Below are 24371 nucleotides of genomic sequence, written 5' to 3'. Positions count from 1 at the left end.
GTCAGTGGCAGTTCTTGTAGCCGGGGTTGCTGTTCGTCCAGGAGCAGGAGTCCTTGAGTGAACCGCTCGGCTTGATGAGGCGGGCCTTGTCGCTGGTGTTGTTCCAGACGTACGAGCCGCGGCCCCAGTAGCGGACCCCGGACGCGTTGGTGCCCTTGCCGGTGCGGACCTTGACCGTCTTGCCGGCGCCGATCTTGTAGCTGCCGAAGGTGTACGTGTAGCCCGTGTTGTCCTTCAGCTTGTAGCCCTTGAGCTGGATCGCCGAGCCGGAGTTGTTGTGGATGTTCACCCACTCCGCGTTCAGCGAGGAGTTGGAACGGGAGTCCCGGCCCGGGCTGTCGAACTGGATGTACCCGAGGTGCAGTCCGCTCTGGTGCGCGGCGGCGGCAGCGGTCGCGGGGGACGCGGCGAGCAGCGGGGCCGCGAGTGCGGCCGCGGCGAGGACGGCCGGGGCCGCGGAACGTATGCGCAAGGTGTGCTCCGAGTGTGCTCTGAATGTGCAGTTCTCGTGGAGGGCACGCTGAGCATACGGGGGGTGATGCGCCTAATTAGCGCGGTATTTCCCATTCCGTTTGTGAAGATGTAGGCCGACCGTGAACGGGGGTCACGGTCGGCCACAGCATGAGGAGCGAGCCACGGGGCCGGTGGGGCTAACCCCGCCCGATGAACGGCATGTTCGTCGCGAGCACCGTGGCGAACTGGACGTTCGCCTCCAGCGGCAGTTCCGCCATGTGACGCACCGTCCGGGCCACGTCCGACACGTCCATCACCGGCTCGGGCGCCAGCTCTCCGTTGGCCTGGAGGATCCCGGCCTGCATCCGCTCGGTCATGTCCGTCGCCGCGTTGCCGATGTCGATCTGGCCGCAGGCGATCCGGTAGGGGCGGCCGTCCAGGGAGAGCGACTTCGTCAGGCCGGTCAGCGCGTGCTTCGTCGCCGTGTACGCGATGGAGCGCGGACGCGGCACGTGCGCGGAGATCGAGCCGTTGTTGATGATCCGGCCGCCCTGCGGGTCCTGCTCCTTCATCTGCCGGAAGGCCGCCTGCGCGCACAGGAACGCGCCGTTGAGGTTCGTGTCGACGACGTGCCGCCACGCGTCGTACTCCAGTTCGTCGACGGATACGCCGCCGGGGCCGAACGTACCGGCGTTGTTGAAGAGGAGGTCGAGCCGGCCGAAGCGGTCGCGCACGGCCGCGAACAGCGCGGCCACGTCCTCGGGCCGTGAGACGTCCGTGCGCACGCACAGGGCGTCGGTCTCGGCCGGGGCGTTCACCTCGGCGGACCCCTCGGCGTGCGGGACGGGCCGCACCGCGGCGCCCTCCGACACCCCCGCGGCGATCGCCGCCGTCTCCTCGAGCGTCTCCTTGCGGCGCCCCGCGAGCGCCACGGACCAGCCGGCCCGCAGCAGTTCCACCGCCACGGACCGGCCGATCCCGGATCCCGCGCCGGTCACCACGGCGGTCCTCGTCTGTCCGGTCCCATGTCCGGTCGGATGTCCGTTCGGGTGCCCAGTTGGCTCAGCGTTCATGGCCCCGCAGCGTACGGGAGGTGTGTCTATAGGGTCATCATCCGCCCGCCATTTGGGTGTTGTGTACGCGACAGTCGCGCGTCTTCCCCCGCCACTTGCATGCCCAGGACACCAATCGTCAGGGGAGGGCTACATGACACCCACAGGCCAGCAGGACACAGCCGAGCTTCGAGCCGCCGCGCGCCACCTGGGCCGCCGGCGCTTCCTGACCGTCACCGGCGCCGCGGCCGCGCTCGCGTTCGCCACCAATCTGCCGACCGCGGGCGCCGCGGGCGCCGCCGAGATGGACGCGCGGAAGATCGCCGACGATCCGTTCACCCTCGGCGTCGCGTCCGGCGACCCGCAGCCCGACTCGGTGCTGCTCTGGACCCGCCTCGCCCCGTCCCCGTACGAACCGGGCGGCGGGCTGCCGAACCAGCGCGTCGTCGTGGAGTGGGAGCTTGCCCATGACGCCGGTTTCCAGCGGGTCGCCAGACGCGGCTTCGAGATCACCCATCCCGAGTTCAACCACACGCTGCACGTCGAGGTGGGCTTCCTGGACGCGGGGCGCACCTACTACTTCCGGTTCAAGACGGGGAAGTGGATCAGCGAGACCGGCCGGACCCGCACGGCGCCCGCGGCGGGCAGCAACGTGAGTTCCCTGAAGTTCGCCGCGGTGTCCTGCCAGGCGTACCACGACGGCTATTTCACCGCGCACAAACACCTGGCGAAGGACGACGTCGACGTCGTCTTCCACCTCGGCGACTACCTCTACGAGTACGCGGTGAACTCGGCCGGCGGCCACCGCAACTACACCGACCGCGTGCTGCCCGCCGTCTTCAACCGCGAGACGCAGACCCTGGAGGACTACCGCCTGCGGTACGCCCTCTACAAGAGCGACCCGGACCTGCGGGCCTCGCACGCGGCCCACCCCTTCGTCGTCACCTGGGACGACCACGAGACCGAGAACAACTACGCGGACGACCTCGACGAGAACGGCAGCCCGCCCGCCGAGTTCCTGGTGCGCCGCGCCGCCGCCTACCGCGCGTACTGGGAGAACCTGCCGCTGCGCAGCCCCCAGCAGCCCGTCGGCCCCGACCTTCAGCTCTACCGCCGGCTGCAGTGGGGCCTGCTCGCGCAGTTCGACATCCTGGACACCCGGCAGTACCGCTCCAACCAGGCCTACGGCGACGGCGCGGACGTCCCGGGCCCTGAGTCGACCGACCCGAAGCGCAGCATCACCGGGGCGACCCAGGAGCGCTGGCTCATCGACGGCTGGCGCAGCTCGAAGGCGGTGTGGAACGTCATGCCGCAGCAGGTCAACTTCTCGCAGCGCAAGCTGGACCTCAACGCGGTGGCGAAGCTCAGCATGGACGCCTGGGACGGCTACCCCGCCTCCCGCGACCGTGTCCTGGCGGGCGCGGCGTCGGCAGGGATCAAGAACCTGATGGTGCTCACGGGCGACGTGCACGTCGGGTACGCCTACGACATCAAGGCTGACTTCGACGACCAGGCGTCCAAGACGGTCGGCACCGAGATCGTCGCCACGTCCGTCGCGAGCGGCAGGGACGGCGCCGACAAGCCCGCGACCTGGGACACCTACACCAAGGCCAACCCGCACATGAAGTTCTACAACGGGCGGCGCGGCTACGTGACCGTGGACCTCGGCCAGGACTCCGCGCGCGCCGACTTCAAGACGGTGTCGGCGGTGACGACGCCGGGAGCGCCCGTCAAGACGGCGGCCTCCTTCGTGACGGAGGCGGGGAACCCGGGCCTGAAGCCCGTATAACCCCGACCGGGGGTGCGCTCACTCGCCCGGGTAGCGCACCCCGATCCGCTCCCGCACCGTGTCCAGGGTCCGCATCACAGCGAGGGTGCCGTCCAGCGGGACGAGAGGCGACTCGGTGTCGCCCGCGTGCAGGCGGTGCATGACCTCGGCGGCCTCGTGCTTGAGGCTGTCGCGGGGGCCGTACTCGGGGGAGGCGGCGAACTCCTCCGGGTCACGGCCCTCGCGGTGCAGCACGAAGCTCTCCGGGAAGAAGAAGCCGTTCGGGATGTCGATGCGGCCTCGCGAACCGGTGACGGACGCGGTGACGGGGGTGCCCGCGTTGATGGAGCAGTGCAACAAAGCGTGAGCACCGCTCTCGTACGAGAGCAGCATTCCCGTCTGGAGATCGACGCCCTCGTCCGAGAGCGTCGCTCTCGCACTCACCCCCGAGGGCTCCCCGAGCAGCAGCTGCGCGAACGACACCGGGTACACCCCGAGATCGAGCAGCGAGCCACCGCCCTGCGCCGGGTCACGGAGCCGGTGCGCGGGAGGGAAGGGACCCGCGAGGCCGAAGTCGGCCTGCACCGTCCGCACCTCGCCGATCGCCCCGTCGTCGACCAGCGCCTTCATCCGCCGGATCAGCGGATGGCAGTACATCCACATGGCCTCCATCAGGAAGAGGCCGCGCCGCCGGGCGAGCGTCACCAGCTCCGCCGCCTCGCGCGCGTTCAGCGTGAACGCCTTCTCGCAGAGCACCGAGCGGCCGGACTCCAGGCACAGCCCCGCCGCCGCCCGGTGCGAGGCGTGCGGCGTCGCCACGTACACGACGTCGACGTCCTTGTCCTCGGCGAGCGCGCCCCACTCGCCGTACGCGCGCGGTATGGCGAAGCGCTCGGCGAACGCCTTCGCCGACGCGTCGGTCCGCGAGGCGACCGCGACGACCTCCGCGTCCGGCATGTCGAGGAGGTTCGCCGTGAACGATGCGGCGATCCCGCCCGTCGCGAGGATGCCCCAACGCACGGGCGCACGGTTGTCTTCCACTGCTGGACCCCTGTTCGTACAGCCGGAGTGCCGCGGAGTACCGCGCAGTAGCACGGAAATGGTCTCAACCAGCACAGCTGAGCTGAGAGCATAGGTAATCGCACGCCTAATCGGGAGGGAATCCGCATGCCGGAGCACGGCAGCCGCACCACGAGCGGGTCGCAAGGCCCCCTCATACGGCAGTCAGGGACGGTGGAAAGGACGGCGGAGGAGGCCCCGGCACCCGCCGCCGTGGACCTCACCGCCCAGCGCCGCACCGGCCTTCTCGTCACCCTCGTGCTCGGCGGCCTCACCGCGGTCCCGCCGCTCTCCATGGACATGTACCTCCCGGCGCTCCCGGAGGTCACCCGCTCGCTGCACACGTCCGCCGCGACCGCGCAGCTCACCCTCACCGCCTGCCTCACCGGCATGGCGCTCGGGCAGCTCGTCGTCGGACCGATGAGCGACAAGTGGGGGCGGCGCAGGCCGCTGCTCATCGGGCTCTTCGTCTACATCCTGGCCACGGCGATCTGCGCGTTCGCGCCCACCGCCGAACTCCTCATCGCCTTCCGCCTGTTGCAGGGCCTCGCGGGCGCCGCGGGCATCGTCATCGCCCGCGCCGTCGTCCGTGATCTCTACGACGGCGTGGAGATGGCCCGCTTCTTCTCCACCCTCATGCTGATCTCCGGGGTCGCCCCGGTCGTCGCGCCCCTCATCGGCGGCCAGGTCCTGCGCTTCACCGACTGGCACGGCATCTTCGCCGTGCTCACCGTGGTCGGCATCGCCCTGACGGTGCTCGTGTGGCGCTGCCTGCCCGAGACGCTCGCGCCCGAGAAGCGGCACGGCGGCGGCACCGTCGAGGCGCTGCGCACCATGAAGGCGCTGCTCGCCGACCGCGTCTTCACCGGGTACATGGTCGCGGGCGGGTTCGCGTTCGCCGCACTCTTCGCGTACATCTCCGCCTCGCCGTTCGTCATCCAGGAGATCTACGGGGCGTCCCCGCAGACCTTCAGCCTGCTCTTCGGCGTGAACTCCGTCGGCCTGATCGCCGTCGGCCAGATCAACGGCAAGATCCTCGTCGGCCGGGTCAGCCTCGACAAGGCGCTCGCCTTCGGCCTGACGGTCATCGTGCTCGCCGCGACCGCGCTGCTCCTCATGACCTCGGGGGTCTTCGGATCCGTCGGCCTGTTCCCCGTCGCGGCCGGGCTCTTCGTCCTGATGTCGGCGATGGGGCTCGCGATGCCCAACACGAACGCCCTCGCCCTGATGCGCACGCCGCACGCCGCGGGGTCCGCGTCGGCGCTGCTCGGCACGTCCTCGTTCCTCGTCGGCGCGATCGCGTCCCCGCTGGTCGGCATCGCGGGCGAGGCCACGGCGGTGCCGATGGCCGTGGTCCAGCTCGTCTGCGGCCTTGCGGCCATCGGCTGCTTCCTGGGACTGTGCCGGCCCTGGCAGAGCTCGCACTCGAACTCGAACTCGCAGGCGTTCTCGGCGAGACCGACTCAGGAGGGGACGGACCACTGACCGCGCCACGCCTGCTGCGCGCCGGGACGCCGGATCGCGCGGGGCTCGACACGGACGAGATGGCCCACCTCGTACGCGAGGTGCGTGCGCTGACGCGCGGTGAGCGGCCCTGGTGCTCGGGCGCCGTCGTGCTGGCGGGGCGCGGGCCGGTGATCGCCGTCCATGAGGCGGTGGGCCGTGCGGTGCGGTACGCCGCGTACGACCCCGAGAAGGACGTGGGCGTCGAACTGCCCCCCGCCGAGCAGGTGTTGACCCGCACGGGAACCCCCTTCGACCTGGCCTCGCTCACCAAGCTGTTCACGACCGTCGCGGCGATGCAGCAGCTGGAGCGGGGCACGCTCGGCATCGACGCGCTGGTCTCCGCGTACGTCCCCGAGTTCACGGCGGCCGCGGAGCACGGCGTCACGGTGCGGCAGCTCCTCACCCACACCTCTGGTCTGCGGCCCGAACTCCCCCTGTACGACCTGCCGGACGGCGCGGCGCGCCTCGCCGCGCTGCGGGCTGAGGCTCCGTCGAGTCCGCCCGGCGACCACCTCTACTCCGACCTGAACATGCTGCTCCTCCAGCAGGTCCTGGAGCGCCTCACGCGGCGCCCGCTCGACGTGCTCGTCCGGGAGGGGATCACCCGGCCCCTCGGCATGGCGGCCACCGGCTTCGGGCCGCGTCCCGACGCCGCCGCCACCGAGGACCAGCGCAGGCCCTGGGCGAAGGCTGACCGGGGGATGCTGCGGGGTGAGGTGCACGACGAGAACGCCTGGGCGCTTGGGGGTGTCGCGGGGCACGCCGGGCTCTTCTCGACCGCGCGTGACCTCGCGGTCTTCTGCCGTGCGCTGCTGTGCGGGGGCTCTTACGGTACGGCGCGGATCCTCGGCCCCGACTTCGTCGAGCTGATGCTGACGCCGCCGGGGCTCGGCTTCGGGCTCGACCAGGCGTGGTTCATGGGGGAACTGGCGGGGCGGGGGGCGGCGGGGCATACGGGGTTCACCGGGACGTCCCTGGTCATCGACCCCGCCACGGACACGTTCCTGATCCTCCTCGCGAACACGGTTCACCCACGGCGGGGGGCCGCCGACAGCGGGCCCCGGGCCCGTGCGGCCACGCGGCTGGCCCGCGGGGCTTGGCTCTGACCCGGGGGGATCTCACCTGCGGGTCGGGCGGGGGCTCGTCGCGCCCCGCGGCGGAGCCGCAGATGTCACGGCCCCGCGCCCCTTACGGGTGCGTGGTGCGTCCCGTGCGGCGGCTTTGCCCGGCCCTGCCTCGGCACGGTGACATCACCTGCGGGCCCGGTGGGGGCTGGCCGCGCAGTTCCCCGCGCCCCTTACTGGGCCCGTCGTGTCCCGCGGCGGAGCCGCTATGTGTCACAGCCCCGCGCCCCTGACGGGGCCCGGTTCTTCGCGTCCTAGACTTGTCTGGTGAACGTCCCGAGTTTTTTGGTGTCCCCTGGTGAAGCCCTGCGTAGTGCTCTTGCCGGGCTTCTTGATGGGTTGCCGCCCAAGCAGGCCGCGCAGGCTGTTGAGCGGTTGATCGTCAATTACCGGGGGGTCACCCCTACCGACGCGCCGATTCTGCGGGACCGGGCGGATGTCGCCGCGTATGCCGCGTACCGCATGCCCGCGACCTTCGAGGCCGTGCGTTCCGCGCTCGGGGCCCTCGCGGACGCGGCGCCCGCCGGGTGGGCGCCCGGCAGCCATGTGGACGTCGGCGGCGGGACCGGCGCGGCCACCTGGGCGGTGAGCGCGACCTGGGACGGCGAGCGCCCTGTCACGGTTCTCGACTGGGCCGAGCCCGCCCTCGCCCTGGGGCGTGAACTGGCCGCCGCGAACCCGTGGTTGAAGTCCGCGCAGTGGCAGCGCTCTCGTATCGGATCGGCGCTCAGCATCGAGAGCACTGATCTCGTCACGGTGTCCTATGTCCTCAAGGAATTGACCGAGCCCGACCGGCGCTCCCTCGTCGACGCCGCCGCGGCCGCCGCTCAGCAGGCCGTCGTCATCGTCGAGCCCGGCACCCCCGACGGCTACGCACGCGTCATCGAGGCCAGGGACCGCCTCATCGAAGCCGGCTTCCGCGTGGCCGCGCCCTGCCCGCACAGCTCCGCCTGCCCCATCGTCCCCGGCGAAGACTGGTGCCACTTCTCCGCCCGCGTCAGCCGCTCCTCCCTGCACCGGAAGGTCAAGGGCGGATCGCTGGCGTACGAGGACGAGAAGTTCAGTTACGTGGCCGCCGTGCGCTTCGACGCCGAGCCCGCGCCCGAACGCGTCGTACGAAGGCCGCAGATCCGCAAGGGCCAGGTCCTCCTCGACCTGTGCGCGGCGGACGAGACGCTGCACCGCGAGACGGTGACCAAACGCCACGGACCGCTGTACCGCGCGGCCCGCGACGCGGAGTGGGGCGACCCCTGGCCGCCCCACCAGGAGAGCTAGCCCCGCAGCTCCTGCGTGCAGCACTTCACGCTGCCGCCGCCCTTGAGCAGCTCGCTCAGATCCATCGCGACGGGTTCGTAGCCACGTTTCCGCAGGGGTGCGAAGAGACCGGCCGCGGCCTGCGGGATCAGCACGTGCAGACCGTCCGAGACCGCGTTGAGCCCGAGGGCCACTGCATCCGGCTCATCGGCGATCAGCGCGTCGGGGAAGAGGCGCCGCAGCACCGCCTGGCTGCCCGCCGAGAACGCGGGCGGGTAGTACATGACGTCGTCCGTCGCGTCGTCGAGCACGGCGAGTGCCGTGTCGAGGTGGTAGTAGCGGGGGTCGACGAGGTCGAGCCCGAGGACCGGGCGGCCGAAGAACTCCTGCGCCTCCCCGTGGGACAGAGGGCTCGCCCGGAAGCCGCGCCCCGCGAGGACATAGGAGGAGGTGACGGCGAAGTCTCCCTCGCCCTCGTTGATGTGCGTCGGTTCGTGCAGGTCCGTGAAGCCGTGCTGCCGGAACCACTCCAGGTGGGCGACGGCCTCGGGCCCGCGCTCCGGGTGGGCGAACCGCGCGCCGAGCACGCGGCCCTCGATGACGGTGGCGCCGTTCGCCGCGAAGACCATGTCCGGCAGGCCGGGACGCGGGGTGAGCTCCTCGACCGTGTGGCCGAGCGAGCGGTAGCGGTCGCGCAGGTCCTCCCATTGGGCGATGGCCAGGGGGACGTCGACCGGTTTCGTGGGGTCCATCCAGGGGTTGATGGAGTACGTGACCTTGAAGTGTGCCGGTGAGCACATCAGATAGCGCCGGGGTGTGGCGCGACGAGGAAAACGACTCAACGAGGGCTCCTCACGTACCGCTGTGGTCAGTTCCTGCCCGGAGTGGGGCAGTTGCTGTTCATGGTGCGGTCTGAGGAGCCCTCGCGCTGTGATCTGAACGGGTGGTTCATCGAATGGTCATGACCGGCCGTCCGCCGCGCGGCCTTCCCGCAATGTGCGCAGCAGCTCACGCTTCTGCGCCTGCGGGCTGAGCCCGCCGCCGACCTGGCCGCCACGGCCGCCGCCGCGCAATGCCTTGCGGGAGAGGTTGGTGCGCGTACCGCCCACACCCAGCATGTTTCCTGCTCCGCCTCGCGTCATGTCTGTACCTCCGGGTCGAGAGTTGGTCACTGGCGAGACGTTTCGTCTCGCTTCGATGTCCCTACTTTGAGCGAGACGGTTCGTCTTGTCAAGGGTTTACGAGACGGTACGTCTCGGCTCGTTCGCTGCTACATTCGAGGGCATGGTCACGAAATCCGCCCCAGACTCCAAGCGCCGCAGCGAACGCTCGCGCCGCGCGATCTATGACGCCGCCCTCGACCTGGTCTCCGAGGTCGGGTACGGCAAGCTCACGATCGAGGCGATCGCCGCCCGCGCGGGCGTGGGCAAGCAGACGATCTACCGCTGGTGGCCCTCGAAGGGTGCCGTCCTGCTCGACGCCTTCCTCGACCTCGGCGAACAGGCCCACCAGGAGGCGAGCGACAACGCGGGGCGCGACCTGGCCCCGACCGAGATCCCGGACACCGGAGACCTGGAGGCGGACCTCAAGCTCGTCATGCGGGCCACCGTCGACGAGTTCAAGAACCCCAAGTACGACGCCCCTTGGCGCGCGCTCGCCGCCGAGGGCATGCTCAACTCGGAGCTCGGCGCCGAGTACGTCGAGAAGCTCCTGGAGCCCGGCCTCCAGATGTACGTGCGGCGCATCGAGATCGCCCAGGAGGCCGGCCAGGTCTCGCCCGACGTGGACCCCCGCATCGCCCTGGAGCTGTGGACGGGCCCGCTCGCCCAGCGCTGGCTGCAGCGCACCGGCCCGCTCACGCACGAGTACGCCGACAAGCTCGTCGAGTACGCCCTCTACGGAATCGCGCCCCGCTGACAGCTCACGCGGAGTTGACCGGCCACTTCCGTCGCAGGCCGGTCGTGCTCACGGCTTTGGCCCCCTTCACCGGCGTCCGCGCGAGCAGCCCGGGAGCGTCCGTGATCACGCCGTTGCAGCCGAGCCGCAGCGCTCGGTCGCGCTGGCGCGGCGTGGTCACCGTGTGCGCCCACACCCGGGGGACCCCGGAGTAGACCGCGCGCAGCAGATCTGCGTCCCGCGCCCTGTGGTCCACGTCGAGGACGTCCACGAACCCGGCCCACCCCGCCGGCCGGTCCGTGCGCATCTGCGCCTTGGAACGCCACAGCTGCGCGAGCAGCCCCATCCGGTGGGCGCGCGCGGCGACACGGGGATCGTTGGAGTTCACGAACACCGAGCGCGTCAGGCCGCGGGCGCGGATCAGCGAGCCGAGCCGCCGCAGGCTGCGCGGGTCCTTCGCCTCCAGCATCAGCACGATCCGCCCGCCGAAGCGGTCGAGGACCTCGGCGACCGTCGGCGGCCGCTCGGGTCGCCAGCTGCCGGGCAGCCCGGAACCGGGGCGCAGCCTCACCCGGCGCCACTCGCTCAGGGTGAGCGAGCTCACCGGCCCCGTGGACGTCGTCGTACGGTCCAGGGTCTCGTCGTGCATGGCCACCAGGGTGCCGTCCCGCAGCATCCGCGTGTCCACGTCGATGACCTGCGCCGTTCCCCGTTTGTACGCCGCCACCAGGCCGGACATGCTGTTCTCCGGCACCTCCAGGGCGCCGCCGCGATGCGCGGTGTACGTGACGCGGGGGAGTGCCTCGACCGTCAGGGGACCGCCTCCCCATTCGAGCGGGGCGAGTGGTCTGGCGGGCGCGGCGACGGCCAGTGTGGTGAGGCTCATGAGCCCCGAGAGTCCCGTGAGCACAGTCCTGGTGACCATGGCGAACACGGTAGGGGGGTAAATCACCGGTTAGTACGCAATGACGCGCGATGTCACCCTGCGCCTTGCATCACCCCAGCTACCCCGGATGTGGGCTCTGGCCCCCCGAGGAGCAGGATGGTGCGACCATGGGAGATGCTTCTCGGCACACATGCGAGGTGAGGGGATAGATGGGCGCGGAGTTCGGCCGCCGGTCCGGCGGACAGAGCAGGATTTCCCAGTGGCTTCGCCGGAGTCCCCGACCGGAGGACACGGCAGGTGACGAGGCGAGCCGCGAGGCCCTGCTGGTCGCCGCCGCGGCAGCGGGTCTGCCGCTCTCACCGGCCGCGCACCCCTCCGCGTACCGATGTTCCTGTGACCGCATCGGCTGTCCCACCCCCGCCAGGCACCCCATCTCCTTCGCCTGGCAGACGCAGTCCACCACCGACCGCGGGCAGATCGAGCGCTGGGCGAGGCATCAGCCGCAGGCCAACTTCATCACCGCGACAGGCATGGTCCACGACGTCCTTGACGTGCCGCTGGCCGCCGGACGCGAGGCCCTGGCCAGGCTCCTTGCCGACGGCATCGAGGTGGGCCCCGTCGCCGAGTCCGAGGGCACCATGGACGAGGGGCGGATGCTCTTCTTCACGCTCACCCGCGGCACCCCCGAGGACGAGGACGAGTGGTGGCCCTGCGAGCTGGACTGCCACCCCGAGACCACCAACGAACACCCGGGTGTGCGCTGGCACTGCCGCGGTTCGTACGTCCTCGTGCCGCCCGCGCGGCTCCCCGGTGACCTGGCGGTCCACTGGATCCGGGGCCCCGAGCACGCGCTCCCGGACCCGCTGACGCTCCTGGAGACGCTCACCGACGAGTGCGCCCGTGTCGCGGGAGAGCCGCAGCACGACGTCGCCGCCTGGCCGATGAGGGGCTGACGCCCGCGCGCCGGCCCCCGGCCACCCGCCCCGGCGCTACTCGCCCTTGGCGCCCGTCAGTCCCTGGATGCGGCTGAGGAACGCCACCTTGCCCGACCCCGCCGGGTCAAGGACGACCTGGTTGGAGACGCGCTCCAGCGTCACCGACTGCTTGACCTCGCCCTTCATGAGGGGCTTCACCTCGGGCTCGACGGTGAGGTTCACGCCCTTCGCGGCGGTCTGCCTCTCGTAGTGGTGCGTCGAGAAGAAGACCATCGCCCCGCCGTCCTGGGTGCGCAGACCCACCGGCGCGAACGTCCCCTCGTTCTGCGGCTCGTCGATGTACTGCACGGCGATCCCGCGGCGCTTGGTGTTCTTGTCGCGGAACGCCTTCCACGTCGACGTGTGGTCGCCCGGCGCGAACGTGTCGCCGCCCGACTTCAGATACGACGTGTACTCCTTGCCGAGGTTCTTCGGCGCCACCGCCAGCGCGGACGAGCCCGCCTCGACCGGCTCCGCCCAGCCGTCCTTGTCCTTCTTCAGCTCGGGCATCTTGTCGGGCGACACCAGATTCAGGTAGGACGCCTCCCACAGCTGGTCCTTGCTGCCCTTGGTGAACACGAGCAGCCAGCGCAGGTCACCCCTGCGGTTGGACTTCGTGTCGGCCACGAACCACCGGGGCCAGCCGGCCTTCTTGGGGATGGAGAACTTCGCGTCCTTCAACTCCAAGGGCACCTGGCCGGGGTTGCCGCCCGGGTTCCGCGCGCCCTTCGACTTCAGGCCCGCCTGGTTGATGGCGCTCAGAGGACCCGTGACCCGGGCCGCGTCCAGGGCTGGGTCGTACGCCTTCTCGGCCTTGTTGTACGCGGTGAGGAAGTCCTTCAGCGCGCGGTCGGCCTCAGCCTTCGTCGCCGACGGGACGACTTCCCGCTCCCCGTGCACCGTCACGCAGCCGCTCGCCGTCACCGTCAGTACGGTCACCGTCGACGCCGCCATCGCGAACCGGACCGGCCGTCGCGACCGGACCTGCCGCATCGGAGTGCGCTGCCTTGGAAGCCTGCTCATGCGTTGCGTTCACCTTCCCCTTCCCGGGCCCGAACCCTACCGGGGCGAAGAAGAACGCGAGCGTCGGGATCAGGTACAGCAGCCACACCGTGACCTGGACAACCGTCGGGTCGGGCTGGAAGTTGAAGACGCCCTTCAGGAGCGTGCCGTACCAACTGTCCGGCGGGATCGTCGCGCTGATGTCGAACGCCTTGTTCTGCAGCCCGCCGAGGAACTCCGCCTCCTGCAGGTCATGGACGCCGTACGCGAGCACGCCCGCCGCCACGACCACCAGCATCGCGCCGGTCCAGGTGAAGAACTTCGCCAGGTTGATGCGGACCGTGCCCTTGTAGAACAGCCAGCCGAGCGCGATCGCCGTGAGCAGGCCGAGGAGCACGCCGATCAGCGGCCCCGGCGTCCCGTCGTTCGACGCGCGCACCGAGGCCCACACGAACAGCGCGGTCTCCAGGCCCTCCCGGCCCACGGCGAGGAACGCGGTGGCGACCAGGGCGCCCGTGCCCATCTGCAGGGCCGCGTCCAGCCTGCCGTGCAGCTCCGCCTTGAGATGGCGTGCCGTACGCCGCATCCAGAAGACCATCCACGTCACCAGGGCGACGGCGACGATGGACAGCGAACCGCCCAGCGCTTCCTGCGCCTTGAACGTCAGCTCCTGCGAACCGAAGGTGAGCGCGCAGCCGAATCCGAGCGCGAGAGCGCACGCGACCCCGATGCCGATCCAGATGGGCCTGAGGGCGTCGCGCCGCTCCGTCTTCACCAGATAGGCGATGAGGATGCAGACGACCAGGCTGGCCTCAAGACCTTCGCGCAGGCCGATCAGGTAATTGCCGAACATGTCTGTCAGATCCCCTCAGGCCTCAGCCGAACAGTGCCCGGCCCCACCAGTCGTCCTTGTTCCGGACGCCCGGCGGGATCGCGAAGACCGCTGAACCCACGTGCTGGATGTACTCGTTGAGAACGTCGGCGCGCGCCAGGCTGCGCTGCACCGGGATGAAGCCGGTGCGCACGTCCCGCTGGTACGCGAGGAAGAAGAGCCCCGCGTCCAGTCGGCCCAGGCCGTCGGTGCCGTCCGTGAAGGAGTAGCCGCGACGCAGGATCGTCGCCCCGTCGTTGGTGTCGGGGTGCGCGAGCCGGACGTGCGAGTCCGGCTTCATCGCCTTCAGGAACGGCTCGTCGTGCTCCTTGGCCTTGCCGACCGGGGCGCCCTCGCCCTTGTCGCGCCCGAAGATGTCCTCCTGCTCGCCGAGCGGAGTCCGGTCCCAGGTCTCGACGTTCATGCGGATACGGCGCGCGACGAGATACGAGCCTCCGGCCATCCAGCCGGGCCCGTCCTTCTCGCCGACCCACAGGTGCTTCGCGAGCGCGGAGTCGTCCTCGCCCGAGATGTTGCGGGTGCCGTCCTTGAACCCGAAGAGGTTACGAGGCGTCTGCGCGCCCGGCGTGGTCGACGAGGTCTTCCCGAAGCCGAGCTGCGACCAGCGCACAGCGACCTTGCCGAAGCCGATGCGGGCGAGGTTGCGGATGGCGTGCACGGCGACCTGCGGGTCGTCCGCGCAGGCCTGCACGCACAAATCGCCGCCGCCGCGGGACTTGTCGAGGTTGTCGCCGGGGAACTTCGGAAGATCGACGAGCGCTTCGGGACGCCGGTCCGCGAGCCCGAACTTCTCGAAAAGACCCGGCCCGAAGCCGATGGTGAGGGTCAGCCGGGACGGCTTGAGGCCGAGCGCCTCGCCGGTGTCGTCCGGCGGCGCCTCGGTGAGACCGCCGAAGGCACCCTCACCGACCTCGTGCCCCGCCGTCATCCGCGCGGCGGCCTTCGTCCAGTCCTTGAGGAGCTGCACGAACTGCTCGCGGTCGTCCGTCTTCACGTCGAAGGCGGCGAAGTGCAGCCGGTCCTGGACGGGGGTCGCGATGCCCGCCTGATGCTTGCCGAGGAAGGCGACCGCGCCGCCCGCCGACGCGGCGGGCACGGTCTCGTCCCCGGACCGGGTCACCGCCACCGCGCCCCCGGTGACGGCGGCGCCGAGCGCGAGCCCGGCACCACCCCAGCCGAGGAGCGAACGCCGGGAGGGGGAGCCGGAGCCGCCGGCGTTCAAGTCGTCGGTCCCGGCGTCGGTCCCGGTCTCGTGCGTGATCTCAGCCATGGTCCCGGCCCCCTTGCCGCTACTTGCTGCTCACGACGGCGGCGGCCAGCTTCGACAGCGGCTCCGCGAGCGCGTTGACGCCGTCCGACAGCTCTTTGGTGTCCGCCTTGTCGAGCTTGTCGTACGACGTGAACGTGTACGAGTCCTTGCCGCCGCCCTGGCGGTACTCGCCGAGCAGCTTGTCCAGCGCCGCGAACTGCTTGTCGAGCTCCTTGGTCAGCGCCGGGTCGTTCTCCGACGCGACGGCCTTGAGCAGCCCGTACGCCTTCTCCGCGCCCTCGACGTTCGCCTTGAAGTCGACGAGGTCGGTGTGCGAGTAACGCTCCTCTTCGCCGGTGACCTTGCCGGTGGCGACCTCGTCGAGGAGTTCCTTGGCGCCGTTGGCCATGGACGTCGGGGTGATCTCCGCCTTGCCGACGCGGTTCTGCCAGTCCTTGAGGTCCTTGTCGAGCTGGGTGGCGAGCTCCTTCTCGCGCTCACCGAGCTTCTTGTCCTTCCACAGGGCCCGCTCCAGACGGTGCCAGCCCGTCCAGTCCTTCTCCAGGTCCTGGTCCTCCTCAAGACCGTCCTCGCGGAGGTCGACCTTGGGGTCGATGTCACCGAAGGACTCGGCGACGGGCTCGGTGCGCTCCCAGCCGATGCGGGAGTTGGAGTACGCCTTCTTGGCGGCCTCGATGTCGCCCTCGCGGACGGCGTCGGTGAAGAGCTTCGTCCTGGGCAGCGTCGCGTCGGCCTGCTCCTGGGCGTAGGCGCGGTAGTCGGCGACGGCCTTGTCCAGGCGCGGGTCGCGCTTGACGGCCTTGCCGCCGCTGACGGTGACCTTCTGGCGGATGCCGTCGCCCTTCATGCCGGGCTTGCAGGCGATCTGGTACGAGCCGGACTTCACCTCGGCGGTGAGCTTCTGCTTCGTGCCGGGGCCGATGTTCTCGCGCTCGCTGACGATGCGGTCGTCGGGGAAGAGAAGGTAGACCTCGGTGACCTTGGAGCCCTTGTTCTCGATGGCGAGCTCGACGTGCCCGGAGCTGAGCTTGGTCTTGGAGACCTCGCACTTGTCGTCGGTGGCGGTCACCTCGACGGTGTTGCCACCGCCCTTGGCGTCGCTCTTCTCGGTGCAGCCCGTGACGGCGGTGAGGGTCGCCGCTGCGGCTATGGCGGTGGCGACGGAGAGGCGGGCGGGGTGCATGGTGGCTCCAAGGCGGTTCACGGACGGGACGCGGACGACTCCGACATGCCGGTGAGGCGGACCTAACTTAACTGAGCCTTACCTGGTCGATACCCAGCTGTTCCGTGATTCACCTCTCACCGTTCGGCCCTGCTCACGGGGGCGTCACGGTGGGGTGATGGGGGGTTCATGGGGTGGCAAAGCGCGGGTCAAGGGGAAGGGAGATTCAGCCCCTCCGGCGTTTGAGGAGCGGGGTCCGGGGCGGAGCCCCAGTCTCGGGAAGGGGTGGGATTGGGCAAGGCCCCGCTGGGTTCGCCCTATCCCCGCACCGGCGCCACCAGCGGAGCCCCCGTCCGTGGATGCGGGAAGACCTCCACCGGCTGGCGGTAGACCTCCGACAGGAGCTCCCCGGTGAAGACCTCCCCTGGAGCCCCCTCCGCAGCGAGGCCCCCGCCCCGCAACACCGCCACCCGATCCGCATACGCCGCCGCAAGCCCAAGATCATGCAGAACCACCACCACCGCGTCCCCGTCCGCGGCCCGCTCCCGGCAGAGACGCAGCACCAGCTCCTGGTGGCGCAGGTCGAGCGCCGCGGTCGGCTCGTCCAGAAGGAGGAGCGGGGTCCGCTGGGCGAGGACCCGGGCCAGCGCGACCCGCGCCCGCTCGCCCCCGCTCAGCGCGGAGAAGGGACGTGCGGCGAACTCACCGACCTCCGTCGCACGCATCGCCTCCCGCACGGCAAGGTCGTCCTCGTCCTCACGCGCCGTACCCGCCCAGGGCGCACGTCCCATCCGTACGACGTCCTCGACCACGAAGGGGAAAGAGAGCGCGGCGGCCTGCGGCAACACCGCACGCCGCAGGGCGAGTTCCCGCGCGGGCCACTCCTCGGTGGGCCGCCCGCAGACACGTGCGCACCCCTCGTCGGCCGGAAGATCGGCGGCCAGCGCGGCCAGCAGCGTCGATTTGCCCGCCCCGTTCGGCCCGACCAGAGCGAGCAACTCGCCCGCGCGGGCGGAGAGGGACACCCCCGCGAGCACCTCGCGCCCCCCGAGCCGCACCACGAGCCCCGACGCCTCGGCGAGCGCGGTGCCGGGAGCGCAGGGCTCCGGAAGCGCGAGCCCGCGCCCGGACGGGAACAGCCGCTCGGCGATCCGCGTGATCATGCCCAACCCCCTTGCTTGCGACGGGTCCTGCGCAGCAGCCAGAAGAAGAACGGACTGCCGACGAACGCGGTCAGCACCCCCAGCGGCAGCTCCGCCGGGGCCGCCACCGTCCGCGCCGCGAGATCCGCGCCGACCAGGACGACCGCCCCGCCCAGCGCACTGCCCGGCAGGAGGAAACGGTGGCCAGGACCCGCAGCCATCCGCAGCAGATGCGGGACGAGGAGACCGACGAACGTGATGATCCCGGCGACGGCCACGGCGGCGGCGGTCAGCAGCGCCACCACCAGGACAAGGACGAGCCGCAGCCGCTCGACGTCGACCCCGAGGTGCCGCGCCGGCCGCTCGCCGAGCGCCAGCAGGTCCAGCTTCCGTGCGTACAGCGGCGCCACGGCCAGACCCGCCAGCGCGCACGGCAGCACCGCGAGCACCTTCGGCCAGGTCGCCTGGGCGAGCGAGCCGAGCTGCCAGAACGTGATCTGGGTGACCTGCGCGTTGTCGGCGAAGAAGACGCAGAGCCCGATCAGGGCGCCCGCGAACGCGTTCGCGGCGATCCCGGTGAGGATCAGCGTGACGACCTCCGTGCGCCCGCCGTCGCGCGAAAGGACGTACACGAGAAGGACGGTGGCGAGGCCGGTGACGAACGCGCAGACCGTCACGGTCCAGTTGCCGAAGAAGCTGAGTCCGAGCGCGATCGACGCCACCGCGCCGACGGCCGCGCCCGCCGAGATCCCGATGACGCCGGGCTCGGCCAGCGGATTGCCGAACACGCCCTGCATGAGCGCGCCCGCGCACCCGAGGGACGCCCCGACGAGCAGCGCGAGTGCCACGCGCGGCAGCCGCACGTTCCACAGGACGCTCTCGCCGACCCGGTCGAGCGCGCTCCCGCCCAGACCGATCCGGTGCTGGACGGAGCCGAGGACGTCCCCGAGGGGGATGTCGTACGCGCCGATGCCCGCGGAGAGGAGACAGAGCAGGACGAGGGCGGCCGTGAGCCCGGCGGTCAGGGTGGCTGCCGTGCCGCGCCGCCGGCTCCGGGGAGGCGTCGGCTCTTCCGTCCCGGGCGGCCCGGCGTCCGCCGCCTTGGTCAGGACGGTCACTTCTTGCCCCCGTACAACTGCTCCACCAGGGACTTCAGGACCTGGTCCGTGCGCGGCCCGTAGTTCAGGAGCACCCCGTCGTCGATCGACACGATGCGCCGGTCGAGTCCGGCCGGGGTCTCGGCGACCCCCGGCACCTTCAGGAGTCCGTCCACGCCGTCGACCGATGCGAGCCCCTTGGACATCACCAGGATCGCGTCCGGGGCCGCCTTGGCGAGCGCCTCGCTGGTGATCGCCGTGAAGTCCTTCTTCAGGCCCGACGCCTTGCCCGCGTCGACCGCGCCCGCCGCCTCCAGGAGCGAACTCGCCCCGGATTCGCGGCCGCCGAGCAGATAGACGGACGCGGAGCCGCGCAGGTAGAGGAAGGCGACGCGGGGCTTCTCGGTGCGGGCGGACGCCGGGATGGACTCGCGCACCTTCGCGATGCGGTCCTGCGTACGGGACCTGAGCTCGTCGCCCGACTTCTCGACCCCGAGCGCCTTGGCCACCGCGTCGATCCGGGGGCCCACGTCGTCGAGGCCCTTGGCCGGGTCGAAGACGACCAGCGGGATGCCCGCGTCCCGGATCTGGCCGATGGCCTCCGCGGGCCCCGTCAGGGTGTCCGCGAGGACGACCGTCGGCTTCAGGGACAGGACGCTCTCCGCCGAGACGTCGTGCGCGCGCGTCACCACCGGCAGCTTCCCGGCCTGCTCGAAGGTCGCGGTGATGTCGCGCGCCACGACGTTCTCGCCGAGGCCGAGCGTGAAGACGATCTCGTTCAGGCTGCCGGTGAGCGGCACGATGCGGCTGGTGTCCTCGACGGTGACCTTCTTGCCGTCGGCCGACGTGACGGTGGCGGGAAGCTCGGGGGTGTGCCGGGACTTCAGCGGCTCGACCCGGTCGGGCGCGGAGGCCGCCGCCTTCGCCTTCGGGGACGCCTCGCCACCGCCGTCCGAGGACGATCCGCAGCCCGTGAGGGCCAGGGCGAGAACGGCGGTCCACGCGCCGGCGATACGGAGTGAGCGCGGCATACGCACCGAAGTCCACCGTCCTGTCGTGCTGTTGAGGGGCTGGTGCCAAGGGCCCGCCGTGGGGTGTGTGGGGCGGGGTGGCCGGGATGGGGGTTCCAGCCGAAGTGATCGTAGTTTAGGTTAGCCTTACCTCATTAGCTACACCCGGAGGGGTCCCATGTCGTCGTCAAGACAGGCGCGAGCCACCGCCCGCGCCGGAGCCGTGGCCGTGCTCACCGCACTCGTCGGTGCACTGCTCCCCACGGCCGCCGCGCACGCCGAGGACCGCACGGTCCAGGGCGGACGGCTCGACTGGGGCATCAAATCCTCGTTCCAGAGCTACGTCACCGGGCCGATCGCGCAGGGGAGTTCGACCCTCCAAGGCGGCGCGGCCACCGTCGGCGGCAGCCAGTTCCGCTTCCACTCGGCGAAGGGCTCGTACGACCCGGACAGCGGGGCCTTCAACGCCGGGTTCTCCGGAGGCGTGCATTTCCTGGGGCACAAGAAGGGCGGCTCGTACGAGCTCGACCTGACCATCAGCCGCCCCACCGTCAAGATCTCCGGCGGCTCCGGCACGCTCTACGCCGACATGGTCAGCAAGGAGAAGGGCACGGGCAAGGTCACGACCAACGCCCAGGTGCCGCTCGCGACCCTCGGCATGTCCGGCGTCAACATGAAGGGCGGCTCGGGAACGATCGCCCTCAACAACCTCCCCGCCACGCTCACTTCCCAGGGCGCGAAGGCGTTCGCCGGGTACTACACGGCGGGCACCGAGCTCGACCGGGTGAGCCTGTCCACCGACCTCGCGGCGAAGCCGTCCGCCTCCGACAAGCAGTCGAAGAAGCCCGCGCCGAAGCCCGCGAAGTCCTCGAAGGCCGGGAAAAAGGAGACGAAGGCGGGCCGGATCGAGGACGCCGCCGTCGACTGGGGCGTGCGCCGCACCTTCCGCGAGTACGTCACCGGCTCCATCGCCAAGGGCGAATGGAAACTGTCGGCAGGGGCCGAGGACGGCGGCGCGCTCTTCCGCTTCCCCGAGGGGAAGGGGACGTACGACAAGAAGAAGCAGACCCTCGACGCCGACTTCGCGGGCGCGGTGCGCTTCACCGGAGAGCACGGACTCGACCTCGCGCTGAGCAAGGTCGCCGTCGAGGTGAAGGACGGCAAGGGCACGCTCTTCGCGAACGTCGAGAGCAAGGGCGACAAAAGCGATAAGGGCAACAGGGGCGTCACGCTGAAGAAGGCCCCGCTGATCACCTTCGCGGCCAAGGACCTGAAGCCGAAGGACGGGCTCGTCTCCCTGACCGAGGTGCCGTCGAAGCTCACCGCCGACGGCTCCAAGGCCTTCGGCGGCATGTACAAGGCGGGCTCCGCGATGGACCCGCTCTCCCTCGCCGTCGCTCTCGACGCCGAAGCGAAGCTGCCCGCGCTGCCGGACCTCGGCTCGTCCGCGAGCCCGTCCCCGCAGGCGAAGAAGGCCGCCGGGCCGAAGACCGAGAACGCCGCCGACTCGTCCGACTCCTCGTCGCCCGCCGTGCCGATCGGCGTCGGCGCGGGCGTGGCGGTGCTGCTCGCCGCGGCGGTCACGTTCGGGGTCCTGCGCAAACGACGCGGCGCCGACCGGGCCTGACCTCACCGTCCTGCCGTCTCACAGTCCTGCCCTGCCGGGCACCTCTACCGCCCTGTCCGGCAGCCCCCTTCACCACGCCTCATCTCAACAAGGAGACCACTGACCATGGCAGCCATTCGCCGCCCGATAGCCCTCGCCGCAGCAGCCGGCACCGCCGTGGCGCTCGGCGCCACCGTCCTCGCGGCCGCCCCCGTGTCCGCGGCCGAAGTGCCGCTGAAGGACTACCGGCTGACGTGGGGCGTCAAGGAGAGCTACCGCAGCTACGTCACCGGCATGGCGGCCGGGAAGATCACTGTCGCGGACGGTGCCGAACAGGCCGCCGGCAACGGGCCGTTGACCTTCGTGGACGGCGCGGGGTCCTACGACTCCGAGAAGAACACCGTGGACCTGACCTTCAAGGGCAGCGTCAACTTCACCTCCAAGCTGCACGGCTTCGACGTCAAGCTCGCGGACGTCCGCTTCGACAGCGCGAAGGCGAAGATCACCGCTGACGTCACCAGAGACGGCGGTACGCCCCAGGACGACGTGCCCCTCGCCGACGTCACCGTCACGCGCACCATGACCGGCATGAAGACCAAGCTGACCAAGGAGGCGGACGCGGCGCTCGGCGGCGGTGGCCGGTACACGGGCGCGGACGGCGACCCGCTGACGGTCGAGCCGAAGACGCCTCCGACGGGCACCCCGACGCCGACGCCCACCCCGACGCCCACGGACGGGCCGACCTCGACGCCGAAGCCGACGGCCACCCCCACGCCGTCCGGCACGACGACGTCCTCGCCCACGCCCGCTCCCACGTCGTCCACCTCGAAGCCCGCGCCCTCGCAGGAGGCGGGCGAGGTGCACGACGGCTCGCTCGCCTGGGGCGTGAAGGAGAGCTTCCGCCGCTACATCGAGTCCGGCGGCGGCGCCACGCTCTCCGGCGGTGCCGAGAAGAACGACAACGGCTACGACTTCCCGTACGCCGACGGCGACGTGGACAGCGACGCGAAGAAGCTGAACGCGTCCTTCGGCGGTGCCGTCCGCTTCGCGTACAAGGCGCACGGCATCGACATGAAGTTCAGCGACATCAAGATCGCGGCGAACGGCGCCAAGGGCACGCTGAGCGTGGACGTCACCACGCCCAAGGGCACTGCCGACAACGTGAAGTTCGCGACCCTCGACCTCTCCAAGGCGTCGTACGCGGCGAAGAACGACGTCGTCGTCCTCGACAAGGTGCCCGCGGCGTTCACCGCGGCGGGCGCGAAGCAGTTCGCGAGCGAGGACGCGCCGTCCAACTACAAGGCGGGCGACGCGATCGACCCCGTGACGGTGGCGCTCTCCGTCGCCGAGGGCGCGGAACTGCCGGGCGGCAGCGGCGGCTCGACGGGCGGTTCGAGCGACTCCGGGTCCACGGGCGGGGGTTCGTCGGACCTCGGTGGCGGCGGCGGTACGGTCGGCGGCGGTACGGGGGGCTCGCTGGCGTCCACCGGTTCGTCGGTGCCGACGGGTGCGCTGCTCGGGGCCGCCGGGGCGATCGCCGCCGCGGGCGCCGGGGCGGTGTACGTGGCTCGCCGCCGGGCTTCCTGACTCCCGGGGATGCTTGAATGCCGGGATGACGCAACTGCCTGACGGTCTCGACGTACTCCGGGTGTTCTGCGGGCCCGACGGTCGGCACGGCAATGAGCTGGGTGTCGTGCGCGACGGGGCCCGTGTTCCGGGGCGGGGCGAGCGGCAGGAGGTCGCCGGGAAGCTGGGCTTCAGCGAGACGGTGTTCGTCGATGACCCCGAGCGCGGGGTCATCGACATCTACACGCCCACGCTGCGCCTCCCCTTCGCCGGGCACCCGTGCGTCGGTACGTCCTGGCTCCTCGACGTCCCTGAACTCGTGACGCCCGCGGGGGTCGTGGAGGCGCGTCAGGACGGGGAGTTCAGCTGGATCGCTGCGCGGGCTGCGTGGGCGCCGTCGCGGACGCTGCGTTTTTTCGACAGCCCGGCCGAGGTGGACGCGCTCGTGGTGCCCCCGCCGGGGGAGTGGATCTACGCGTGGGCGTGGGAGGACGAGGCGGCGGGCCGGGTCCGGGCCAGGGCCTTTCCCGGCCGGGACGACGGCATCCGGGAGGACGAGGCCACGGGGGCGGCGGCGTTGCTGCTGTGCGCCGAGCAGGGCCGTGCGTTGAACATCACGCAGGGGCGTGGCTCGCAGATCCTTGCGGCGCCGGGTCCTGGCGGGGTGATCGAGGTGGGGGGACGGGTGCGGCTGGCAGGGGGCTGAGGGCTATCCCTGCGGGGCTCTCCCCAATCCCGCCCCTTCCCGGGCTGAAAGATTCAGCCCCTCCGGCGTTTGAGGAGCGGGGTCTGGGGCGGAGCCCCAGTTTCGGGAAGGGGCGGGATTGGGGAAGGCCCCGCAGGGATCGCCCTACGCCGACAGCGGGAACTCATCCCCCAGCTCGCGGAACACCCCGGTATTCAAAGCGAAAGCGCGCTTGCACTCGTCCAGGATCCGCTGTCGCTCCAGCTCGTCCGGGACGATCTCGCCCAGGCCGTCGAGCAGTTCCCGGTAACCCCGCTTGAACGCGGCCGGGTTCGAGATGCCCTCGAAGACGTAGAAGCGGACGCCGTCGCCCTTGCGGGCGAAGCCCCACGTCTGCTCCGCCTTGCCGCGGATGATCTGGCCACCGGAGAGATCCCCGAGGTAGCGGGTGTAGTGGTGGGCGACGTAACCGCCGGGCCACTCCTCGGCGCACTCCGCGACCCGCGCCGCGTACGCGGCCGTGGCGGGCAGGGGAGCGGCGGAGGTCTTCCAGCCCGCGCCCCGCAGATGCGAGAGGTCCCGCTCCAGCTCCGCCACCCGCAGCAGCTCGGGCTGTATGAACGGTCCGGCGACCGGATCGTCCTTGAGCGCGGCGGCGCCCTCCTCCAGGGCGCGGTACACGAACCACAGCTGCTCCGTGTAGCGCGCGTACGCGTCGACGCCGAGCCTGCCGCCGAGCAGGTCGCTCATGAACGTCGAGGTCTCCGCCTCCGTGTGCTGCTCGTGCGACGCGGTGCGGATGACCGTCGAGAACGGATCCATGAGGGACCTCCGAAGCCGGGGAAAGCGAGGAACGCCGAAGAAAGGCAGGAACCAGTGACGTAGAACGGATGAACCGGTGACCTCCACCGATCATCCAAGTTAGGCTTACCTAAGTCAACTGGTTCCCGACGTCCTGTCGGTAAAA

Annotated in this window: 23 protein-coding genes; 9 read left to right on the top strand and 14 right to left on the bottom strand. The window is 70.9% G+C overall.

Going from position 1 to position 24371, the window contains the following annotated elements:
* Position 1 precedes the first annotated feature (1 nt).
* Both AB0I66_RS15920 and AB0I66_RS15915 read right to left on the bottom strand, forming a co-directional pair.
* Positions 2-472, bottom strand: coding sequence for a lamin tail domain-containing protein (locus AB0I66_RS15920; RefSeq protein WP_363208417.1), 471 nt, complete (start codon positions 470-472; stop codon positions 2-4).
* Positions 473-650: 178 nt separating this feature from the next.
* A complete protein-coding gene (locus tag AB0I66_RS15915) occupies positions 651-1526 on the bottom strand; it encodes an SDR family oxidoreductase (RefSeq protein WP_363208416.1) in 876 nt (291 codons plus the stop codon).
* A 133-nt stretch (positions 1527-1659) separates the two neighbouring features.
* On the opposite strand from AB0I66_RS15915, the gene AB0I66_RS15910 reads away from it, so the two are divergent.
* Positions 1660-3294: an alkaline phosphatase D family protein gene (locus tag AB0I66_RS15910; protein WP_363208415.1), complete on the top strand. Its 1635-nt coding sequence runs from the start codon at positions 1660-1662 to the stop codon at positions 3292-3294.
* A gap of 18 nt (positions 3295-3312) precedes the next feature.
* Here AB0I66_RS15910 and AB0I66_RS15905 read toward each other — a convergent pair whose 3' ends face one another.
* Positions 3313-4314, bottom strand: a complete 1002-nt coding sequence (locus AB0I66_RS15905) for a Gfo/Idh/MocA family oxidoreductase (protein WP_363208414.1) — start codon at positions 4312-4314, stop codon at positions 3313-3315.
* A 126-nt stretch (positions 4315-4440) separates the two neighbouring features.
* Between AB0I66_RS15905 and AB0I66_RS15900 the strand changes: the two genes are divergently transcribed.
* The 3 genes from AB0I66_RS15900 (at position 4441) to AB0I66_RS15890 (ending at position 8237) form a co-directional block, all read left to right on the top strand.
* Positions 4441-5817, top strand: coding sequence for a Bcr/CflA family multidrug efflux MFS transporter (locus AB0I66_RS15900; RefSeq protein ID WP_363208413.1), 1377 nt, complete (start codon positions 4441-4443; stop codon positions 5815-5817).
* 59 nt (positions 5818-5876) lie between these two features.
* Positions 5877-6944, top strand: a complete 1068-nt coding sequence (locus AB0I66_RS15895; RefSeq protein WP_363208694.1) for a serine hydrolase domain-containing protein — start codon at positions 5877-5879, stop codon at positions 6942-6944.
* Positions 6945-7229: 285 nt separating this feature from the next.
* The gene (locus AB0I66_RS15890) at positions 7230-8237 is read left to right on the top strand and encodes a small ribosomal subunit Rsm22 family protein (protein ID WP_363208412.1); all 1008 of its coding nucleotides are present in this window, start codon (positions 7230-7232) and stop codon (positions 8235-8237) included.
* On the opposite strand, the gene ddaH is transcribed toward AB0I66_RS15890, so the two are convergent.
* On the bottom strand, positions 8234-9058 hold the full coding sequence (ddaH, locus tag AB0I66_RS15885; protein ID WP_363208411.1) for a dimethylargininase: 825 nt from the start codon (positions 9056-9058) through the stop codon (positions 8234-8236). The genes AB0I66_RS15890 and ddaH overlap by 4 nt on opposite strands.
* 117 nt (positions 9059-9175) lie before the next feature.
* Positions 9176-9358, bottom strand: coding sequence for a DUF6243 family protein (locus AB0I66_RS15880; protein WP_363208410.1), 183 nt, complete (start codon positions 9356-9358; stop codon positions 9176-9178).
* Positions 9359-9500: 142 nt separating this feature from the next.
* On the opposite strand from AB0I66_RS15880, the gene AB0I66_RS15875 reads away from it, so the two are divergent.
* Positions 9501-10133 carry a TetR/AcrR family transcriptional regulator gene (locus AB0I66_RS15875; RefSeq protein ID WP_363208409.1) on the top strand — a complete coding sequence of 211 codons (633 nt, stop codon included), beginning with the start codon at positions 9501-9503 and terminating at the stop codon, positions 10131-10133.
* A 4-nt stretch (positions 10134-10137) separates the two neighbouring features.
* Here the strand turns inward: AB0I66_RS15875 and AB0I66_RS15870 are convergent, their stop codons facing one another.
* A complete protein-coding gene (locus AB0I66_RS15870; RefSeq protein ID WP_363208408.1) occupies positions 10138-11037 on the bottom strand; it encodes a glycerophosphodiester phosphodiesterase in 900 nt (299 codons plus the stop codon).
* A 170-nt stretch (positions 11038-11207) separates the two neighbouring features.
* Here AB0I66_RS15870 and AB0I66_RS15865 point away from each other — a divergent pair, with 170 nt between their 5' ends.
* On the top strand, positions 11208-11951 hold the full coding sequence (locus AB0I66_RS15865) for a bifunctional DNA primase/polymerase (protein ID WP_363208407.1): 744 nt from the start codon (positions 11208-11210) through the stop codon (positions 11949-11951).
* Between the two features lie 36 nt (positions 11952-11987).
* Here the strand turns inward: AB0I66_RS15865 and AB0I66_RS15860 are convergent, their stop codons facing one another.
* The 7 genes from AB0I66_RS15860 to AB0I66_RS15830 form a co-directional block, all read right to left on the bottom strand.
* Complete coding sequence (locus AB0I66_RS15860; RefSeq protein ID WP_363208693.1) at positions 11988-12926, bottom strand: hypothetical protein; 939 nt, start codon at positions 12924-12926, stop codon at positions 11988-11990.
* Positions 12829-13827: an iron uptake transporter permease EfeU gene (gene efeU / locus AB0I66_RS15855; RefSeq protein ID WP_363208406.1), complete on the bottom strand. Its 999-nt coding sequence runs from the start codon at positions 13825-13827 to the stop codon at positions 12829-12831. Before efeU ends, AB0I66_RS15860 begins: the two co-directional genes overlap by 98 nt.
* 22 nt (positions 13828-13849) lie before the next feature.
* A complete protein-coding gene (efeB, locus tag AB0I66_RS15850; RefSeq protein ID WP_363208405.1) occupies positions 13850-15136 on the bottom strand; it encodes an iron uptake transporter deferrochelatase/peroxidase subunit in 1287 nt (428 codons plus the stop codon).
* A gap of 19 nt (positions 15137-15155) precedes the next feature.
* Complete coding sequence (gene efeO / locus AB0I66_RS15845; RefSeq protein WP_363208404.1) at positions 15156-16319, bottom strand: iron uptake system protein EfeO; 1164 nt, start codon at positions 16317-16319, stop codon at positions 15156-15158.
* Positions 16320-16615: 296 nt separating this feature from the next.
* On the bottom strand, positions 16616-17461 hold the full coding sequence (locus AB0I66_RS15840) for a heme ABC transporter ATP-binding protein (RefSeq protein WP_363208403.1): 846 nt from the start codon (positions 17459-17461) through the stop codon (positions 16616-16618).
* Complete coding sequence (locus tag AB0I66_RS15835) at positions 17458-18549, bottom strand: iron ABC transporter permease (RefSeq protein WP_363208692.1); 1092 nt, start codon at positions 18547-18549, stop codon at positions 17458-17460. The genes AB0I66_RS15840 and AB0I66_RS15835 overlap by 4 nt, the downstream gene beginning before the upstream one ends.
* A 5-nt stretch (positions 18550-18554) precedes the next feature.
* Positions 18555-19568, bottom strand: a complete 1014-nt coding sequence (locus AB0I66_RS15830) for an ABC transporter substrate-binding protein (protein WP_363208402.1) — start codon at positions 19566-19568, stop codon at positions 18555-18557.
* Between the two features lie 157 nt (positions 19569-19725).
* On the opposite strand from AB0I66_RS15830, the gene AB0I66_RS15825 reads away from it, so the two are divergent.
* The 3 genes from AB0I66_RS15825 (at position 19726) to AB0I66_RS15815 (ending at position 23425) form a co-directional block, all read left to right on the top strand.
* Positions 19726-21174: an HtaA domain-containing protein gene (locus AB0I66_RS15825; RefSeq protein WP_363208401.1), complete on the top strand. Its 1449-nt coding sequence runs from the start codon at positions 19726-19728 to the stop codon at positions 21172-21174.
* 105 nt (positions 21175-21279) lie between these two features.
* The gene (locus AB0I66_RS15820; protein ID WP_363208400.1) at positions 21280-22740 is read left to right on the top strand and encodes an HtaA domain-containing protein; all 1461 of its coding nucleotides are present in this window, start codon (positions 21280-21282) and stop codon (positions 22738-22740) included.
* Positions 22741-22765: 25 nt separating this feature from the next.
* A complete protein-coding gene (locus AB0I66_RS15815) occupies positions 22766-23425 on the top strand; it encodes a PhzF family phenazine biosynthesis protein (RefSeq protein WP_363208399.1) in 660 nt (219 codons plus the stop codon).
* A gap of 144 nt (positions 23426-23569) precedes the next feature.
* On the opposite strand, the gene AB0I66_RS15810 is transcribed toward AB0I66_RS15815, so the two are convergent.
* The gene (locus tag AB0I66_RS15810; protein ID WP_363208398.1) at positions 23570-24226 is read right to left on the bottom strand and encodes a biliverdin-producing heme oxygenase; all 657 of its coding nucleotides are present in this window, start codon (positions 24224-24226) and stop codon (positions 23570-23572) included.
* Positions 24227-24371: the final 145 nt, after the last annotated feature.

Source organism: Streptomyces sp. NPDC050439, from assembly GCF_040655335.1.
GTDB lineage: Bacteria > Actinomycetota > Actinomycetes > Streptomycetales > Streptomycetaceae > Streptomyces.
Note: the sequence above shows the minus strand (reverse complement) of the source record. Positions and strands in the feature narration are given on the sequence as shown.

Bases quoted from the DNA above. Each gene is read 5' to 3' on its own strand.
- AB0I66_RS15915 (WP_363208416.1), bottom strand. From the start codon at position 1,526: ATGAACGCTGAGCCAACTGGGCACCCGAACGGACATCCGACCGGACAT.
- AB0I66_RS15910 (WP_363208415.1), top strand. From the start codon at position 1,660: ATGACACCCACAGGCCAGCAGGACACAGCCGAGCTTCGAGCCGCCGCG.
- AB0I66_RS15900 (WP_363208413.1), top strand. From the start codon at position 4,441: ATGCCGGAGCACGGCAGCCGCACCACGAGCGGGTCGCAAGGCCCCCTC.
- AB0I66_RS15895 (WP_363208694.1), top strand. From the start codon at position 5,877: ATGGCCCACCTCGTACGCGAGGTGCGTGCGCTGACGCGCGGTGAGCGG.
- AB0I66_RS15880 (WP_363208410.1), bottom strand. From the start codon at position 9,358: ATGACGCGAGGCGGAGCAGGAAACATGCTGGGTGTGGGCGGTACGCGC.
- AB0I66_RS15875 (WP_363208409.1), top strand. From the start codon at position 9,501: ATGGTCACGAAATCCGCCCCAGACTCCAAGCGCCGCAGCGAACGCTCG.
- AB0I66_RS15870 (WP_363208408.1), bottom strand. From the start codon at position 11,037: ATGGTCACCAGGACTGTGCTCACGGGACTCTCGGGGCTCATGAGCCTC.
- AB0I66_RS15865 (WP_363208407.1), top strand. From the start codon at position 11,208: ATGGGCGCGGAGTTCGGCCGCCGGTCCGGCGGACAGAGCAGGATTTCC.
- AB0I66_RS15860 (WP_363208693.1), bottom strand. From the start codon at position 12,926: ATGGCGGCGTCGACGGTGACCGTACTGACGGTGACGGCGAGCGGCTGC.
- efeU (WP_363208406.1), bottom strand. From the start codon at position 13,827: ATGTTCGGCAATTACCTGATCGGCCTGCGCGAAGGTCTTGAGGCCAGC.
- efeB (WP_363208405.1), bottom strand. From the start codon at position 15,136: ATGGCTGAGATCACGCACGAGACCGGGACCGACGCCGGGACCGACGAC.
- efeO (WP_363208404.1), bottom strand. From the start codon at position 16,319: ATGCACCCCGCCCGCCTCTCCGTCGCCACCGCCATAGCCGCAGCGGCG.
- AB0I66_RS15840 (WP_363208403.1), bottom strand. From the start codon at position 17,461: ATGATCACGCGGATCGCCGAGCGGCTGTTCCCGTCCGGGCGCGGGCTC.
- AB0I66_RS15830 (WP_363208402.1), bottom strand. From the start codon at position 19,568: ATGCCGCGCTCACTCCGTATCGCCGGCGCGTGGACCGCCGTTCTCGCC.
- AB0I66_RS15825 (WP_363208401.1), top strand. From the start codon at position 19,726: ATGTCGTCGTCAAGACAGGCGCGAGCCACCGCCCGCGCCGGAGCCGTG.
- AB0I66_RS15820 (WP_363208400.1), top strand. From the start codon at position 21,280: ATGGCAGCCATTCGCCGCCCGATAGCCCTCGCCGCAGCAGCCGGCACC.
- AB0I66_RS15815 (WP_363208399.1), top strand. From the start codon at position 22,766: ATGACGCAACTGCCTGACGGTCTCGACGTACTCCGGGTGTTCTGCGGG.
- AB0I66_RS15810 (WP_363208398.1), bottom strand. From the start codon at position 24,226: ATGGATCCGTTCTCGACGGTCATCCGCACCGCGTCGCACGAGCAGCAC.